13 protein-coding genes are annotated in these 15,739 nt (G+C 69.9%); 5 read left to right on the plus strand and 8 right to left on the minus strand.

The genetic code is table 11. The annotated features are described in order from the left end of the window. Positions 1-43 precede the first annotated feature (43 nt). Together AB0C19_RS05395 and AB0C19_RS05400 are read left to right on the plus strand one after the other, a co-directional pair. On the plus strand, positions 44-970 hold the full coding sequence (locus AB0C19_RS05395) for an AraC family transcriptional regulator (RefSeq protein ID WP_357179774.1): 927 nt from the start codon (positions 44-46) through the stop codon (positions 968-970). Positions 971-1,103: 133 nt separating this feature from the next. Then, positions 1,104-3,173: a phosphocholine-specific phospholipase C gene (locus AB0C19_RS05400; protein WP_357179777.1), complete on the plus strand. Its 2,070-nt coding sequence runs from the start codon at positions 1,104-1,106 to the stop codon at positions 3,171-3,173. A 78-nt stretch (positions 3,174-3,251) separates the two neighbouring features. Here the strand turns inward: AB0C19_RS05400 and AB0C19_RS05405 are convergent, their stop codons facing one another. Next, positions 3,252-4,268, minus strand: a complete 1,017-nt coding sequence (locus tag AB0C19_RS05405; protein ID WP_357179780.1) for a YafY family protein — start codon at positions 4,266-4,268, stop codon at positions 3,252-3,254. A gap of 104 nt (positions 4,269-4,372) precedes the next feature. Here AB0C19_RS05405 and AB0C19_RS05410 point away from each other — a divergent pair, with 104 nt between their 5' ends. After that, positions 4,373-4,846: a VOC family protein gene (locus tag AB0C19_RS05410; protein WP_357179783.1), complete on the plus strand. Its 474-nt coding sequence runs from the start codon at positions 4,373-4,375 to the stop codon at positions 4,844-4,846. A 52-nt stretch (positions 4,847-4,898) separates the two neighbouring features. On the opposite strand, the gene AB0C19_RS05415 is transcribed toward AB0C19_RS05410, so the two are convergent. Both AB0C19_RS05415 and AB0C19_RS05420 read right to left on the minus strand, forming a co-directional pair. Further along, positions 4,899-5,735, minus strand: a complete 837-nt coding sequence (locus AB0C19_RS05415) for an aldo/keto reductase (protein WP_357179786.1) — start codon at positions 5,733-5,735, stop codon at positions 4,899-4,901. A 98-nt stretch (positions 5,736-5,833) separates the two neighbouring features. After that, positions 5,834-6,217: a hypothetical protein gene (locus AB0C19_RS05420; RefSeq protein ID WP_266302147.1), complete on the minus strand. Its 384-nt coding sequence runs from the start codon at positions 6,215-6,217 to the stop codon at positions 5,834-5,836. Positions 6,218-6,681: 464 nt separating this feature from the next. Between AB0C19_RS05420 and AB0C19_RS05425 the strand changes: the two genes are divergently transcribed. Beyond that, a complete protein-coding gene (locus AB0C19_RS05425) occupies positions 6,682-7,029 on the plus strand; it encodes a hypothetical protein (RefSeq protein WP_357179789.1) in 348 nt (115 codons plus the stop codon). A 239-nt stretch (positions 7,030-7,268) separates the two neighbouring features. Here AB0C19_RS05425 and AB0C19_RS05430 read toward each other — a convergent pair whose 3' ends face one another. The 5 genes from AB0C19_RS05430 to AB0C19_RS05450 all read right to left on the minus strand — a co-directional run bounded on the left by AB0C19_RS05430 (position 7,269) and on the right by AB0C19_RS05450 (position 13,613). Further along, complete coding sequence (locus AB0C19_RS05430; RefSeq protein ID WP_357179792.1) at positions 7,269-8,879, minus strand: hypothetical protein; 1,611 nt, start codon at positions 8,877-8,879, stop codon at positions 7,269-7,271. 118 nt (positions 8,880-8,997) lie between these two features. Then, the gene (locus tag AB0C19_RS05435; RefSeq protein WP_357179795.1) at positions 8,998-9,396 is read right to left on the minus strand and encodes a hypothetical protein; all 399 of its coding nucleotides are present in this window, start codon (positions 9,394-9,396) and stop codon (positions 8,998-9,000) included. After that, positions 9,393-11,846 carry an AAA family ATPase gene (locus AB0C19_RS05440; RefSeq protein WP_357179798.1) on the minus strand — a complete coding sequence of 818 codons (2,454 nt, stop codon included), beginning with the start codon at positions 11,844-11,846 and terminating at the stop codon, positions 9,393-9,395. The genes AB0C19_RS05435 and AB0C19_RS05440 overlap by 4 nt, the downstream gene beginning before the upstream one ends. Before the next feature lie 82 nt (positions 11,847-11,928). Further along, a complete protein-coding gene (locus AB0C19_RS05445; protein ID WP_357179801.1) occupies positions 11,929-12,822 on the minus strand; it encodes a hypothetical protein in 894 nt (297 codons plus the stop codon). A 230-nt stretch (positions 12,823-13,052) separates the two neighbouring features. Further along, a complete protein-coding gene (locus AB0C19_RS05450) occupies positions 13,053-13,613 on the minus strand; it encodes a DUF4352 domain-containing protein (protein ID WP_357179805.1) in 561 nt (186 codons plus the stop codon). A 102-nt stretch (positions 13,614-13,715) separates the two neighbouring features. Here AB0C19_RS05450 and AB0C19_RS05455 point away from each other — a divergent pair, with 102 nt between their 5' ends. Beyond that, the gene (locus tag AB0C19_RS05455; protein WP_357179808.1) at positions 13,716-15,620 is read left to right on the plus strand and encodes an N-6 DNA methylase; all 1,905 of its coding nucleotides are present in this window, start codon (positions 13,716-13,718) and stop codon (positions 15,618-15,620) included. The last annotated feature ends 119 nt before the right edge of the window (positions 15,621-15,739 follow it).

Below are 15,739 nucleotides of genomic sequence, written 5' to 3' on the forward strand. Positions count from 1 at the left end.
CCGATCGTCCGCGGTCCATCCTCCGCGATCTATCGTCGGTGACATGGACCCGTTCGACAGTCTGCTGCGCGGTTTGCACGCCAACGGCGCTGCCTTCGGCCGGTCGGTGCTGACGCCGCCGTCGGCGCTGCGGTTCACCGACGGCGCCCCGCTGACGCTCTGCGTCCCGATGCGCGGCGAAGGCTGGATCTCCCACCCGGAGAGCGACAAGCCTCGCCTGGTCCGGGTCGGCGAGGCGGCCACCGTGCGTGGGCCCGCGCCGTTCGTGTTCTCCGCCGAGCCCCGGTCGAGCTTCGAGCCCGGGGAACTGCGAGACGTCCGGCGCGGCCAGACCGGGGTGGCCGACCCGGTCGGCGCGGACCTCACCGAGCGCCTCGTGCTGCTGGTCGGGGTCTACCACGTCCGGCGTCGGGTGCCCCAGCGGTTGCTGGGCGCGCTGCCGCCGGTGCTCGTCGTGCCGGAGGACCAGGACTGCGCCGCGCTGCGCGACTACCTGGACGCCCAACTCGACGCGGGTCGGCCCGGACGCCAGGTCGTGCTGGACCGCCTCCTGGACTGGCTGTTGGTGTGCACGGTGCGCGACTGGTTCGACCAGCCGGAGGCCGCGGCCCCCGGCTGGTACCGCGCGCTGAGCGACGACACTGTCGGCCCGGTGCTGCGCGCCATGCACGACGCGCCGGGCCGGCCGTGGACCCTGGCCAGCCTGGCCGCGCAGGCCGGGGTGTCCCGGTCCACGCTGGCCAAACGGTTCACCGCGATGGTGGGCGAACCGCCGCTCACCTACCTGACCGACTGGCGCATGACACTGGCCGCCGACATGCTGGCCGAATCGACAGCGACCGTCGCCGCCGTGGCGCGTCACCTCGGGTACGCGGACGCGTTCGGCTTCAGCGCGGCCTTCAAACGCGTGCACGGCATGAGCCCCAGCGGGCATCGACGGCTCACCCGGGTCGACACCACGGCGGCCTGAGCGGCTGCTCTTCAGGCCCAGAGCCGGTCGACGAGTGGTCGCAAAACCAACCAACCACTGTCATCTGCCGTCAACCCGTCGTCGGTAGCGTCCGGTCGCCAGTTTCCCGACCAGGTCGCACAAAGGCGGAGTTATGGGCACAGTGGATCGCCGTACGTTCCTCAAGGCGATGGGAGTTCCCGCGATCGGCGCGGCGCTCCCGTTGGACCTCAGCAAGGCGCTCGCCATCCCGGCGAACAACCGGACCGGCACGATCACTGACGTCGAGCACGTCATCATCCTGATGCAGGAGAACCGCTCCTTCGACCACTACTTCGGCACCCTGCGCGGCGTACGCGGCTTCGGTGACCCCCATCCGGCGACACTGCCATCCGGCAAGGACGTGTGGCACCAGCCCAACGGGACCGACGAGCTGCTGCCCTTCCGCCCCGAGGTGAAGGACCTCGGCCAGACCTTCCTGCCGGACCCGCCGCACGGCTGGAACGACGGGCACGCCGCCTGGAACGACGGCCGGTTCGACGGGTGGGTGCCGAACAAGGGCGTCACGGCGATGACCTACCACACCCGCCAGGACCTGCCGTACCACTACGCGCTCGCCGACGCCTTCACCGTCTGCGACAGCTACCACTGCTCCCTGATGGGTCCGACCGACCCGAACCGTTACCACATGTGGAGCGGCTGGGTCGGCAACGACGGCAAGGGCGGCGGCCCGGTGATCACCAACGCGGAGGCCGGCTACGACTGGTCCACGTACCCGGAGCGGCTGGAGCGCAACGGCGTCTCCTGGAAGATCTACCAGGACGTCGGCACCGGCCTCAACGCCGCCGGGTCCTGGGGCTGGACGAACGACCCGTACATCGGCAACTACGGCGACAACTCGCTGCTCTACTTCCACCAGTACCAGAACGCGCAGCCGGGAACGCCGCTGGCCGACAAGGCGAAGACCGGCACCGAGGTCAGGACCCAGGGCCGCGACCCGGAGGCGCTGCTGGCCGACTTCCGCGCCGACGTCGAGGCGGGACGCCTGCCGGAGGTCTCCTGGATCACCGCCCCCGAGGCGTACACCGAGCACCCGAACTGGGAGCCGGCCTACGGCTCCTGGTACATCTCCCAGGTCATCGACATCCTCGCCTCGAACCCCGAGGTCTGGAGCAAGATGGCGCTCTTCATCACCTACGACGAGGAGGGCGGCTTCTTCGACCACGTGGTCCCGCCGACGCCCCCGCAGACCCGCGAGCACGGCCAGTCGACAGTGCCGACCACCAACGAGATCTTCCCCGGCGACGCCGACCACCCGGCCGGGCCGTACGGCCTCGGCATCCGGGTGCCGATGGTCATCGTCTCGCCGTGGACGCGCGGCGGCTACGTGAACTCGCAGGTCTTCGACCACACCTCACTGATCAAGTTCCTGGAGGCGCGGTTCGGGCACGGCCGCCCGGACCTGATCGAGCAGAACATCACCCCGTGGCGGCGGGCCGTCGTCGGCGACCTGACCACCGCGTTCGACTTCCGGCACCCGAACCGCTCGCGCGAGGTCAGGTTGCCCGACACCGACGACTTCAAGCCCGAGGACTTGGTCCGGCACCCCGACGAGGTGCCGGTCCCGCCGGCGGACCAGCGACTGCCGAAGCAGGAGCACGGAGTACGCCCGGCGCGGCCGATCCCGTACACGCTGCACGCCGACGGGCGCCGCGGTGACGACTCGTTCCGGATCGACTTCCGCAACTCCGGCGGGGTCGCCGCTGTCTTCCAGGTCCGCGAGGCGGGCAGCGCGGACGCCCCGCGCAGCTACACAGTCGAGCCGGGCAAGCACCTGAGCGACACCTGGCCGGTCACCTCCGGGTACGACCTGTCGGTGCACGGGCCGAACGGGTTCTTCCGCCGGTTCATCGACGGCCGATCCCACCTCGACGTCACCCCCGCGTACGACGAGCACGACTACAAGCTCGCCCTCACGCTCAAGAACCGAGGTTCGAAGCGGGTCGAGGTGACCGTCCGGGACGGGTACAACACCCGGCCGGTCAAGCTGTCGCTGCGCCCCGGCGAAATCGAGCGCGTCACGTGGGCGCTCGCCCGCACCCACGGCTGGTACGACCTGACGGTCTCCGTCGCCGGTGACGCCGACTTCGCGTACCGCTGCTCGGGTCACGTCGAGAACGGCAAGGACAGCATCAGCGACCCGGCCCTCGGCGGGCTCGTCTAGGGCGCTCCGACCCGGCGCGGGATGACGCGCGCGGTGGTCGGCGGGGCCATGGTGGTGAGCGTCATGACAGCGGTATGTCTATACCCCAGAGTCATAACGCTCATCACGGCCTCCGCCCGTCGGGACGTCCACTGCCGGTGCGGCTACGGCGCGGGCGACGCGGTCGCCGAGCCGACGTAGATGGTCGACCAGCTCCACCGGCTCGTGAACGGTGAAGTCGCACCCGAGCAGCGTGAGCCGGAAGGCGAGCCAGTCGACCGTGTCTTCCGGGCTGTGCCATCGGCACGACGCGTCGTCGAGCGGCTCCAACTCGCCGGCGTGGTCGCCCAGCCGGGCAGTCGCCTGCCCAGCCGGCATCGCGAGCGTCGCCACCGCCCGGAACACCGGTGCCAGGCTGTAGAGCTGGTCGGTCACGAACGCGGACGCGTCGTCGGTTGGCAGCTCGCGGGGCGCCACCCGTACCCCGGTTGTGGTGGCGTGTTCGATGCGGTCGACGCGGAACGTGCGCCAGTCCTCGCGCTCGTTGTCGTAGGAGACGACGTACCACCGACGGCCCACCACGACGAGCCGGTGCGGTTCGACGAGCCGCCGGCTGACGCCGCCATCGCCGTCGCGGTAGTCGAAGCGGACCCGCTCGTGTGCCGAGGCCGCTGCCGCGAGGACGATGAGCTGCGTCGGATCGACAAGCGACACCGCCGCCGCGGTCGACGACACGGTGGCCGCGGCGAGGGTGCCGACGTGGCGGCGCAGGCGCGGCGGCAGCACCTGCTGCAGTTTGGTGAGCGCCCGCACCGACGCCTCGGCGATGCCGGCGACCGGTTGCCGGGCTGCTGTGTGCAGGCCGACGGCGATCGCCACTGCCTCCTCGTCATCGAGCAGCAGCGGAGGCATCGCCTTACCCGCGACCAGCCGGTAGCCGCCCAGCGTGCCCAGGCTGGCCTGGACCGGGTAGCCGAGTTCACGCAGTCGGTCGATGTCGCGGCGCACGGTCCGCGGGGTCACCGCGAGACGCTCGGCGAGTTCGCTGCCGGGCCATTCGCGGGGCGTCTGCAGAAGGGAGAGCAGTCGTAACAGGCGGGCCGGTGTGTCGCGCATGCTCCCATGATGCGTTTCGATCTAGGACAGTTGCCAGCCTAGATCGGGTCTACCGTCGTCCATCTCAGTGCGCCGAAGCCGCACCTGAACGAGGAGACGGACCGATGAAGGTTGTACCCGACGGCTACCACACCGTGACCCCCTGGATCATCTCGCCGGGGAGGACGGGCGCACTGATCGATTTCATAGTCGGCGTCTTCGACGCCACCGAACTGGCCCGCATGGAGGTGGACGGTGTGATCGGCCACGCCGAGGTCCGTATCGGGGACTCGGTCGTGATGATGTTCGACAAACCTCAGTGGCCGGCCACACCCGCCTTCCTGCGTCTCTACGTCGCCGACGACGCCGAGGTGCTCAGCCGGGCCGTCGAACGCGGAGCGAACGTCGTCACCGAGCCGACCGAGCTCTTCTGGGGCGACCGGGTCAGCCGCTTCCGCGACCCGCTCGGCAACCTGTGGTGGATCCACCAGCGCGTCGCGGAGCCCACCGAGGAGGAGATGGGTCGACGGCTCGACGACCCCGAGTTCGCCAAGGCAATGGAGTACGTCCAGAGTGCCGAGTTCGCTCCCCACGGCTGACGCTGCTGTAGAGGTCACCAGGGCCTCGCCCCGGATGGCCGGGTCGGGTCCGTCAGAACTCCTCGTACACCGCCGGGTCCTGATCCGAGAGCCGCCCGTCCGAGCGGCCCAGCGCGGTCATGGCCTCGACCTGCGCGTCGGTGAGCTTGATGCCGAAGACATCCAGGTTCTCGACCTGCCGCTGCGGGGAGGCGGCCTTGGGCAGCGGGATCACCTGACGGGCCACGTGCCAGGCGAGGATCGCCTGCGCCGGGCTGACGCCGAGCGCGGTCGCGATCTCCACGACGACGGGGTGCTGCTGCAGGTCGTTGCCATGGCCGAGCGGGCTCCAACCCTGCACCAGGATGCCGTTCTCCCGGTGGTAGTCGATCGCCTCCTGCTGCGGAAAGTACGGGTGCACCTCGATCTGGTTGACCACCGGGGCGACCCCGGTCTCGGCCACCAGCCGCTCGATGTGCTCGGGCAGGAAGTTGGAGAGCCCGATGTGCCGAACCAGCCCACGCTCACGCGCCTCGATCAGCGCCCGCCACGCCTGCACGTACAGGTCGACCTTCGGGTTCGGCCAGTGGATCAGGTACAGGTCGACGCGGTCGAGGCCGGTGCGGAACACACTCTCCTCGATGGTGGTCAGCGCCTCGTCGTAGCGGTGGTGCCGCCCCGGCAGCTTCGAGGTGACGACCAGCTCGTCCCGCACGTCACCGGCCGACCGGGCCGCCCGACCGACAGCGCCCTCGTTCTCGTAGTTCACCGCCGAGTCGATCAACCGGTAGCCCGCCCGGATCGCCTGACCGATCGCGTCGACACCCGCCGAGCCGTTCAGCCGGTACGTGCCGAGCCCGATCGCCGGCAGGGTGGTGCCGTCGGCTGCCGCAAGATGGGGAATCGTCATGATTGGGACCCTACCTGCCCGAGTTGCGCGCCGACGGTGGCTCGATGTCGAGCGCACGCGACGGAACGGGCAACCCGGAAGGCAGAAGACGGCGGGATTCAGCAGACGCGCGTCCGCCAACTCACCTTCGTCACCGTCATGGGAACGTAGAAGAATCCGTCACCAGGAGGAGCGCAGTCCGTGCCGGTGAAAGTCATTCCTTGGGTGGTGAACGACCAGCTAATCTCGGCGTTCCGGTTCGTGTAGTTGTAGTAGTTGAAACCCGTGATGTTGCCGCTCCACTCCGTGGTGGTCACCAGGGACGGAGTCGCCGTAGGAACCCCGTTCGGGTGATCCCAGTGGGGCCAGACGCAGAATGTGCCCGGCTGGCAGTTCCCGGGCGGGTAGACGCCGGCCCCCGACTGGGCTGCCGCCGAGGCAGGAGGGGCAACAGCCAGCACACCTGCGATGACCCCGGCGATGGCGAGGGGTTTCAACAGCACGGCTACCTACTTCCATTGATAAGGATGAATTGACTCAAGCTACCGCGGGAAAGTTGCGCCGTCAACCACCTGCGCTACCGCCCAGGTGGACGGCCGCACCATTCGCAATAATGTGGGCAATGCGTCACGATCGCCGCAGCTTGCGACGACAGCAGGACCACCGGTCGGCAGTCAGGGGTCAGGGCGACGGGCTGCTCCCGCACCGCAGGCCGCGGCGCCTACGGCCACAGACGGCAGGACGTCAGCAGGGAAGCCGGCCGCCGGCCGATCCGGCCACCTCCGAGCGCCCCCGCGACTCGGGTGGCAGGCGACCAGCTCGCAGCCAGCTCTGCGTTCGGGCCGCTCAGCGACAGCGATCAGCGGCGGGTTGGTTGACACGGGGAACATAATCGATGCAAGTAAATATATGCCTGGGCTGAACGAGCTCCGGTCCCGTCCCTGAACACCGTTAGGAAGGGAAGCTCATGCGCAGATTTACCAGCCGAATCGCTGCGGGTCTCGCCGCCGCCCTGGTCACCACACTGGCCGTGACGACACCGGCGTCGCCCGCAGCCGCTGTCGAGACGCTCAAGGTTCCCGACACCGGCCTCGTCTTCTACCAGGCCTACACGCAGATCATCGTAGGCAGGCAGGCCACGCCCGACGGTATCTGCCGCCCGGTCCCGGCCGAGGCGATCTGGGCGATCGGCTGGAACGGCTTCGGTTCCGTCTCTGGCTACCGGACCTCCGACTGCACCGGCGCTGCGTCCGAGCTCAACAACTTCCACAGCTGGCCGTACGAGGGCTACTACCTCTCCTACCGGGCCGGTTGACCAGCTTTCCCGGTGGTCGTTCGCGAACGGCCACCGGGAAAGCACCGAGCCGGAATTGCCCGGATCGCCCCGCCGGTCGAGCAGGCGACGCCGGGACGTTGCCGGGCCGGCCAGAGTGGCATACGTCTGGCCGGCGATGGTGCCGCTAGTTAGGAGGCCTCGTCGGGGTCGTAGTGCTCCGGGTCGGGGATCCGGGTTCGGCCAGTGGACCAGATACAGATCGATCCGGTCGCGGCCGGTTACCGGGTGATCGCCCGCTCAGTCGAGGAACCGCCGCCCAGCAGCGGGTCGGTACGCCGCTCGGTCTCGGGCAGATTCATCGCGGCGGTCAGGAGATTGGCGAGCCGACGGCTGTCGTCCAACCCTTGCCCCTTGCCGGCCCAGTCGTCGAAGGTGAGCCTGATGTTCTCGTCCGTCGTGATGATGTCCAGGACTGGGCCTCGCTTGTCGCGTTCGCAGAACCGCACGTAGCGAACGTCCGCTAGAGGGAACTCGCGCTCGATCGTGCCTTGTTTGCGAACCGAACTCTGTGCCGAGATGAAGAGACGTGCGGGTGTCACTCCCAGGTAGGCGTCCTCGCCGACGAGGCGGTCGAGGTTGACATCGGCGATGGCTAGCAGGGGTTCCTCGCCAGGCACGACCCATCGGAGGATTCGCAGCACCTCATCTGGCACAGCCTCGGCGAAGACGGTGAGAGGCGGATCCAGCGGAGCGGTCTGGGTGTGCACACGGTTGCGAAGAATTGCCACCCGCTCGGCCAACGCCTCGGCCATGTCGACAGCGGATTTGATGTCCTGGCGCTTCGCGGTGAACGGCAGACTGAACTCGGCCGGAAGCTCGGCGATCAGACGACATTGACGTTCAAGACCGGCAAGCAGATCCGCCACGTCCTCCATGACTTGGGTGTGCTCACGCTGAGTCTCGGCGACCAACTCGGCCAGCAGGCCCTCGTTCTCGGCGGCATGGGCCTCGTCGCGGCTGATGTGTCCCGCGCGCAACACCTGGAAGCGATACCAGGACCACTCCGCCATGAGCATGCCGTGAGCGTCGGCGAGAATCTGGTCGACGTTCTTCTGAACGTAGGTGCGACGGCTCTGCCCGTCAGTATCGAGCGCCGTGATGTGCCGGCGGACGAGCGACGTGAAGAGGTGCCGTTGCTTGCGTAGGTCCGCGTCCCTGGTCGCGATGGAGGCGAAGACGTGGTCGTTGACGCCGCTGGCCGCCTGGGCCTCACGTACGGCGCGCAGCGTCGTCTCATGCAGGCCGAGCAGCGTCGCCCACTGATCCTCGTGCAGCGCCCGAAGAACGTCGCGAGTCAGTTGGACGTTCTCGTCAAGTCGACGTGAGATCGACGCCAGTTGCACCTGCAGTGCCAGGAGTGCGGCGGCCGGCCCGAGAGCGCTGAGGATGGAGGCGGTCTGCGCCCCTGTCACGGGTGCCCAGCGCACCAGGTTGGCGATCTTCCCGTTGGTCGTGACGAGAGCACCCAGGTTCCAGCCGCCTGACGTCATCGGTTGCGCGGTCTTGAGCGCCTCCAACGTCTCGGGCGCCAAACGCACGAGCCCCTGCACCGTGGTCGCACCCTGTGCACCCTGCGCCGCGAGATTGCCGATGCCCGAGGCCATCGCGAGCTTGTCGGTAAGGCCTTGCTTTGCGTGAGCGCTCATCATTTCGAAAGGGATCACGTCGAAGCCGATGGGCGGCTGGTCCCCGAAGAGCACGGCCAATCCCGGCTCGATCTCGACGAGGCTGACGGTCGGCTCGTCGTCGGGGAGAACCGTGGCGTCGAGGGTGCCGTTGTCAACGAGTGTGGAGAGTTCGTTCTCGGATGCCTCGGCTTCGGGTGCCATCCCACGTCCTTCATGATCGACAGCAAGAGCATCACATTACGTGTCAACGTGGTCACCCTGGCTCATCCGGAGCGGTACCTCATTTCGCGTAAGGTCCACACGCGAGTGACTGAACAGATCACCTGCGGGTCGTGGGCTCCAGTTGTGCGAGCAGGGTGCTCACCTCGGTGTGTAGGCGCCGCAGCTCCGCTGCGCCAGGGGCAAGCTCGTAGCAGTGGTGGTGCGTGGCGGCGGAAAGCGTCACCCAGGCGAACGCCACGCGACGAGCGGTCTCGCGGCCCGGACCGAGCCGGCCGCGCAGCATCAACTGCTTCGCGCGGCCCTGCCGGCACGCCGCCACGGCCGGCTGCACCCGCCGCCAGTAGCCGTCGACACCGCCTTCGAGGGCGAGCCGGATCAGGCAGGCGCAGGCCCGCGGCCACCAGCCCGCGGTCACCGCCGTGGTGCCGAGCAGCCCGGCCCCGCGCAGCAGCTGATCGGCCGCCGCCAGGCAGCGCTGTGGCGTCGGCGCGGTCACGACAGCGCCGCCACGAGGAGGCGGGCGTCCGCGACCAGGCCGGGCAGGTCGGCCAGGTACGCGCCGTGCACACCCTCCCGACATGCCTGGTACGCGTTCACCGCACGTCGTCCGTGCCGGCGGCCCAGCCAGCCGAGCACGTCACCACCCTTCTCGGCGTCGTCGAACACCGCCAACGCGACGGTGGTGGCGACCCGTCGGGATGCCTCCTCGATCGCCTCCTCGATGTCGGTGTGCCGAACGCCTCGGGCCACCCGGTTCCGCCAGACCGAGCGATGGCATGCCGCTTCGACGGCAGAGCGGCACAGCTCCGCGACCACCGGCCCGCGCACGTCGGCGGGGATCTCCTCGTTACGCGCCAACGCGTACGCGTCGTCCAGGTAGCGGGTCACCGGGTCGGAGCCGGGCCGCAGCGTCACCACCGACTTCTCCGCGCGGGTCACCTCGATGATCCGCGCCTTGCCGAGACCGAGACGGCGGACCGCGTCCGGCAGCCGGGTGTCGTGGGTGAAGACGACCACCTGCCGCTGCTCGGCCAGCTCGGCGAGCACCCGCGCGAGACCGTCCACCTTCGACGGGTCCATGCTCTGCACCGGGTCGTCGACCACGATGAACCGGAACGGGCTCTCCGGGGCGCAGCTTCGGGGCAGGAACGTCGCCAGCCCGAGCGCCTGCATCTCACCCTGGCTCATCACACCCAGCGCCGTGCCGTTGTCGACCCCGTCCACGCTGACCGGGAAGACCACCCGCCGCCGGGTGTTCGCGCCTTCCAACGTCATCGACCCCAGCTCGACGTTGCTCTCCTGCCGCAGCTGCGCCCAGATCCGCTGCGAGTGCCCGGCAAACGGCGCGACCCGCTCGCTGCGAATCTGCGCACCGGCGTCCTTCAACCACGCGCGTGCGGCCTTCAACCGGGCCAGGGCCGCCTCCCGCGCCGGCAGACCGCCGACGGTGGCCACCCACTCGCGCACGTCGGCCGCCGCCGCCCGCCAGCCAGTGTCGCGCTGCCGCAGAAACCCCTCGGCGTACGCGCGGGCCGCGTCGACCGCCGCCACCACCGCCGGGTACCGGGCGGCCAGGTGGTCGGCCAGCTCGGCCGGCTCTCCGGGTACGCGCCGCAGCGCGGCAACGGCGTCACGCAGCACCCCGGCCGTCGGCTCCGACCCGGCGCCCCCGGGCACAACGAGGTCGTCGATCAGGTGGTGCGTCTGTCGCAGCAGAGCCGTCAGCCGGGTCGTCGCCGTCTGGGCAGCGACGCTGCGCTCTCGAAGCTCGCTGAGCGACTCTGCGGCGGCGGCACGCCAGCCACCGTCGAGGGTGCCGGTGGCGCAGACCGGGCACGACCCGTCGCCCTCGTCCTCGTGATGTTCGAGGGCGAGACGGAGCAGTTCGGCGCTCCGCAGCGCGGCCCGGGACCGACCACCGTCGTACCGCCGGGCCTCGACCGCCGCGTCCCGCAGCTGATCGGCGAGCCTTGTCACCTCGTCGACCGGCGGCGGGGCGAGGGCGGCGAGCTCCCGACAGAGCAGCACCTCCCGGTCAGTGGTCGCCTCGTCCGGTTCGTCGAGGATCGCCGTCACCGCGCCGAGGTCGACAACGCCCCGGCCACGCAGCAGCACGGCGGCCCGCCGGGCCCGCTCGTCCGCGATCCCGTCGAGCGTGGCGACCAGGGTGGCACGCTGTGCGCGTACCTCCTTGATGCTGGTGTCGTGCGGCCGGGCGGCGCGCAGCAGACGCTGGTCGGCATCGGTGAGCGCGTCCAGCCCGAGAATCGCGAAGAGCGCGTCGAAGAGCTGACTCTGTGTTCCGGCGGCGAGCTTGCCCAGCTCGGCGGCAGTGAGGAACGGCCGGTACAGCTCCAGCGAGCGGGCCAGACCCAGCTCGGAGAGGTCCGCGTGCCGGCCCCGTGCGCTGGTGACGGTCACCTCGGCGTCGGCCAGTTCCGCCCCGACCGGCCAGGCGCGGTTCACCCGGGTCGGCGTGGCCACCCCGTCGACGCGCAGCTCCACACCCACCCAGCACGGGTCCGGGTTGTGCAGGTTGCGCCACCCGGTACGCCAGACGCTGGTCTTGTCGGCCCACCGGGCGCTGTCCCCGGTGAGGGCGAGTTCGGCAGCCTCGGCGAAGCTGGACTTGCCGGAGCCGTTGCGGCCGACGACCAGTGTGAAACCCGGCCCGGGGCCGATCTGGATGGTCCGTTCCGGGCCGACGCCACGGAACCCGGCGACGGTCACCGACTTCAACCAGATCCGTTCCGCCGGACCGTCGTCGGTGGGGGAGCGGGGGTCGAGCCGGGTGGGAGTGCCGGCGAGTGCCGCGGCCAGGTCGTCCTCGCTGGTCAGCGCGGCAAGGACCAGTTCGGCGGTCTCGGTGGGTACGTCGCCTGCGTCGGCGAGGCGGTCGAAGATCAGGTCGATCAGGGGCGCGGTGGTCTGTGCGGGCTGGGTCATTGTCGTCTCCAGGCGTGTGGTGTCCGCGGGCCGACGGCGCGTCGGCCCGCCCGGGGTGAGCGGTGGATGTCGGTGCTGCGGCTCAGCGCGCGGGGCGCCACTCGCCGCAGTTCTGGGAGCTGAAGGCGTAGTCGGAGGAGCGGATCGTCACCTGCACTCGGCGGGCGCTATTGGTGAAGTAGTTGTCGATCGTGTGGCCGGAGCTGTCCTGCCGTTCCCAATAGCAGCCGTCGACATCCGTGGTGACGTACGTGCCGGGCTTGATCTCCTTACCGACGCGGAACGTGCCCTCGCCGAAGATCCGACCCTGGGCTGCCAGGTCCGCGTCGACCTGCCCGCGCTTCACCGTCTCGCGCCACTTCTTCGCGTACGGGTAGCTGGGACAGAGCAGGAGGGCTGCGTTGATCTCGGGGATCTGCTCGCTGCTGGCGGCGAAGCCAGCTTCCAAGTACGTGTCCTCGGGGTCGACGGCGGCACACATCTCGTACAGGGTCGCGATATCCCCGTCGTCGTACTTGGACGTCGTCAGCGCGGCCTTTTCGGTGTCGGTTACGGGCTGGATCTCCGTCTGGGCATCACAGGACGTCGGCTTCGCCGCCCACACCTCGCTGAAGTCCGGCCGGCCGTCCTTGCCGGGCCGCACCGTGAGCAGCGCATCCCAGTCGTTACCCGTGTCGCACTCAAAGCTGACCGGCGGCTGCTGCGGGGTGTTCTTCGGGTCGTCCGGATAGGAGTCGCTGGAGTCGGGGATAGCGTCGCCGTCCCGGTCGGAAGGAGGAAGCGTTGGCGACGTACTGGAGGAGGCGGACATGCTCGGCGTGGCGGTCACCGGCGTGGCGGTGGAGCGCTTCTCGTCGCCGCAGCCGGTCAGCATCATGGCCAGTAGGGCAGTGGTGAGCAGCGCGCCGGACGCGCGGACAGCTCGGTGCAGGCGGATGGTGCAGGCGAGCGCGTCGTACGGCTCAGAACGGGCCATTGTCGTCTCCGCAGGGAGGAAGGTCCGCGGCCTGGAACCAGGCGGACTGAGTGACGGGGAAGTCAGACGCTTTCGAGCTGATGACGTAGACGAATCAGTAGGCAGGGGTCAGCACCAATCGGCGTTCTGTCCTCCGCAGAGGGCTAGGTGCCCCGACCGGCGCTGTGAACAGGCGGGCTGTGAACAGCCGGGGCGGGCGTGGGATGCCCGCCCCGGGCGGTGGGGGGAGATCAGCCGAGGGCGACGTCGACGCCACCGGAGAACATCGAGTCGTGCAGCTCGAGCTTGGTGAGCTTGACGTTCTTCGGGATGTCGAAGACGACGACGCCGGTCACCTGGTTGCCGGGGTTGATGTCGTTGAGGAACGTCTCGGCGTTCTTGTTCGCGTAGATCGCCGCGCCGGTGTCGGCGGAGTACTCGGTGCCGTCGGCCGCGTACGCCTTCTGGCTGCTGCCGTCGAGCATCTGCGCTTCCTTGCCGATGTTCTTCACGATGAGCGTGACCAGGCAGAACTGGCCCTGCGCCTTCTGGCCGAGCAGGTCGCTGCCGATCTTGGCGACGCCGCACTTGGACGACTTGACGGTGAACTCGAACTTCCCGTCCCGGGCCGGCTGCCCGATCTTGGCGGTCTTCGCCGGCTTCTCCTCGGCCTTGGCGCCGCCTTCGTCGCCGCTGGAGCTGCTCGCCTTGCTGTCGCTGCTGGAGTCGCTCGCCTTGTCGGCGGCGCCGGAGCCGCAGCCCAGGGCGATGAGGCCGGTGGCGAGCAGAGCGAGAGTGGTGGTCTTGCGCATCGTTGTCCTCCTGAAGTGAGTGTTGCGGGGTCAATGAGAGCATCGTCCGACAACACTGTCAACAGACAATCTCGTGCTTGACAGGTGTGCGAGACTTTCGGCGTGGAGAACCCGACCATCACGGCAGCGGAGATCGCCCGGCTCGCCGGTGTCGGTCGCGCTGCGGTCAGTAACTGGCGTAAACGGCATCCCGACTTCCCCGCCCCCGTGGGCGGAACGACGGCGAGCCCCGAGTTCGACCTGATCCAGGTCGAGCAGTGGTTACGCACCCAGGGCAAGCTCCCCGAGCTCGCCACCGTCGACCGGCTCTGGCGACACCTCGCCGCGGCCAGCGACTCCCCGGCTGCCGGCCTCGCCGCCGTCGGCGCCCTGCTGCTGGCCCGTCAACGCGGCTCCCGCAGCGCCAGCATCGACGCCCAACTCACGCCGCTGCTGCCCGACGTCGACGCCCTTGCCGACGAGTTGGGTCCGCAGGGCGCGTTCGACGAGCTGTGGCAGCGGTTCTCCGCACCAGGGCCCGGCCGCCCCTTCGCCACCCCCGACGATCTCGCCGACCTGATGATCGGGCTCGCCAACGTCGGCGGCGGCTCAGTGCTCGACCCGGCCGCCGGCTCCGGCGCCATCCTGCGAGCCGCCGTCCGCGCCGGCAGCACCTCGATGTACGGGCAGGAACTCGACGACGAGTTGGCCCGGCTCGCCGGCCTGTGGCTGGCCCTGCACGACGTACCCGGGGAGGTCAGCGGCGGTGACTCGCTGCGCGCCGATGCCTTCGCCGGCCGCGCCGTCGACGCCGTCGTCTGCCACCCACCGTTCGGCGCGACCAACTGGGGCGACGAGGAACTCGGCCACGACCCTCGCTGGATCGTCGGCACCACACCCCGTACCGAACCCGAGCTGGCCTGGGTGCAACACGCCCTCGCCCACCTGCGGGTCGGCGGGCACGCCGTCCTGCTGATGCCACCCACTGTCGCCAGCCGCCGCGCCGGCAAACGCATCCGCGGCGAGCTGCTGCGCCGAGGTCACCTGCGCGCCGTCATCGCGCTCCCACCGGGGGTGGCGGCGCCACACGGCGTACCCCTGCACCTGTGGGTGCTGCGGCGGGCCGCGACCGACGCGCCGCCACCACCGCGGGCGCTGCTGATCGACGCCGCAACCGGCGACCTGGCCGACACCGCACCGCGCGTGCTGGCCGCGTGGCGGGAGTTCGTTGCCGCCCCCGACGGCGACGTCGAGGAGGCCGGCTTCGCCCGCGCGGTCCCGGTCATCGAACTGCTCGACGAGGAAGTCGACCTCACCCCCGCACGCCGGCAGCCCGCCGTCGTGGGCGAGGCCTCCGGAGAGCATCTGGTACGCACCAGAGAACGACTGGCCGCCATCGTCGGCGAGCTGCCGGCGCTGCTGCCGCAGGTCACACCCGCGCCCGACGGGCCGGACGGCCTCTTCCTCACCGTTGGAGAGTTGGCGAAGACCGGGGCGCTGCAACTGATCGGTCCGGTCCGCGCCGGCACCTCCGCACCCGCACCCGACGGGCCGCCGGTGCTCACCGTGCCGGACGTGCTCGCCGGGTCGGAGGCGTCCGGTCGGGGCGACGACCGGTTCGGGCAGGAGATCCCTCTGGCCGTGGGCGACGTGGTGGTGCCGATGATCGCGCGGCAGCTCACCGCACGGGTGGTCACCACCGAGGGGGTGCTGTTGGGGCGCAACCTGTACCTGCTGCGACCCAACCCGGCGGCGCTGGATTCGTGGTTCCTGGCCGGGCAACTGCGGACGTCGGCGAACGAGAAACAGTCGTCGAGTCTCTCGGGCACGATGCGGTTCGACATCCGACGGGCGCAGGTGCGGCGGCTGTCGCTGGACGAGCAGCGGGCGCACGGGGACGCGTTCCGGCGCCTTGACGCCTTCGAGTCGGCGATCCGGCAGGCCGCCTCACTGGGGGCGGAGCTGGCGCAACTCACCGCCGACGGGTTGGCACGTGGGGCCCTCCGGCCAGACGCCGACCTCCGATGAGGCGGTGCCTCGGCTGTTACCGAGGCGACCGAACGTGATTCCGGTCGTCGTCCCGGCGCAGTGAGTCGTCGTTCGGCGACCCTGATCGATCACTGTCGAGCTGCGCTCGACGGCTGAGG

It is taken from the genome of Micromonospora sp. NPDC048842, assembly GCF_040649935.1.
GTDB classification, from domain to species: Bacteria; Actinomycetota; Actinomycetes; order Mycobacteriales; family Micromonosporaceae; genus Micromonospora; species Micromonospora hortensis.